At 66.9% G+C, this 1,349-nt stretch carries 1 protein-coding gene; it reads right to left on the bottom strand.

Annotated features, from left to right (window positions below):
• Nucleotides 1-12 precede the first annotated feature (12 nt).
• A protein-coding gene (locus ACHUEU_RS16470) for an IS3 family transposase (protein ID WP_394217167.1) occupies nucleotides 13-1,295 on the bottom strand; the annotation gives its coding sequence in 2 pieces (ribosomal slippage) (nucleotides 13-1,022 and nucleotides 1,022-1,295; 1,284 coding nt in all).
• Nucleotides 1,296-1,349: the final 54 nt, after the last annotated feature.

The following is a 1,349-nucleotide window of genomic DNA, read 5'->3' as shown; positions in this document are numbered from 1 at the left end:
GGTTCTCTGCCGCTACTTTGTGGGTGCGGGCTCTCGGGTGAGGGCCTCGTAGTGCAGCGTCTCGAACTCTACCGGGGTGAGCATTCCCAGGGAGCCGTGGAGACGCCGGTTGTTGTACCAGTCGACCCAGCCGGCGGTCGCGAACTCGACGTCCGCGAGCGTCCGGAAGGGGCCGGCGTGGAAGACGGTGGTGCGGATGCACTCGGTCTTGTACAGGCCGTTCACGCCCTCCATGAGGGCGTAGGCGTCGCCGACGGTCCCGATCGATGGGGCGATGCCCTCGAGATCGAGGTGCTCGGTGTATCGGATCGAGGTGTACTGGGCCCCGGCATCACTGTGCGCGACCAAAGCTCCTGGTGGGACCGGGTTTCCGTCGCGGTCGCGCTGCCACAGTGCGATCCGCAGCGGAGTCATGACCAGATCGGTGCGCATGCTGGAGCTGGCGTGCCAGCCCACGATCCGCTGGGCGAACACATCCAGGACGAACGCGACGTAAACGAACCCCGCCCAGGTCCGGACATACGTGAAATCTGTGACCCAGACCCGGTTGGGAGCCGGAGCCGTGAAGTCACGATTCAGCAGGTCATCGGCACGTTTCCCGTCCGGGTTCGGGATGGTGGTGCGCAGCTTCTTTACCCGCCGCACGCCCTCGAGGCCGAGGGTGCGCATCGCGCGGTCCACGGCGCCACGGGAAGTACCGGCCAGGCCGTCCTGGCGGCGAAGCAGGGCGACCCATTTCCGTCGCCCGTACAGGCCCTCCGGCGTCATCTGCACCTGCCCGGTGACCGGGTTGAACTTCCATGCGAGGTCGCGGACCTGGTCCTCGACCAGCGCGTCTGTGACGGTGCGAGCAGCGATGCGGGCCGGCCTCTTCCAGGCCCGGTAGGTGCGTGCAGCGATCCCCAGGCCCTGCTGGCGCAGGACGCGGAGGATCGACTCGACTGCATAGCCCTCGGCGCGCATCTCTTCGATGAACGCGAGGATCAGCGGTTGCGGGGGTCGAGCTCCCCCGCGAAGAAAATCGAGGCCCGGCGGAGGATCTCATTATCCTCCCGTAGTCTCTTGTTCTCCGCTTTCAACCGCTTGACCTCGACGGACTCCTCGCTCGTGACGCCGGGTCGGGTCCCGTCGTCGACGTCGGCTTGGGCCATCCAGCGCCGCACGGACTCCCGCGAGACACCTTCCTGGCGGGCGACCGCGGCCGTCGCCGCGGTCAGAGTGGGGTACTCCTGCTGGTGCTCCCGCACGAGCCGCACGCACCTCGCGCGCAGCTGGGGATCGATCTTCTTCGGCATGCTGTCCATCCTCTCGGACTCAAACAGCAACGGCATCAAACCTGGGCCGATTCA

Source organism: Brachybacterium vulturis (genome assembly GCF_043641765.1).
Taxonomy (GTDB): Bacteria; Actinomycetota; Actinomycetes; order Actinomycetales; family Dermabacteraceae; genus Brachybacterium; species Brachybacterium vulturis_A.
Note: the sequence above shows the minus strand (reverse complement) of the source record. Positions and strands in the feature narration are given on the sequence as shown.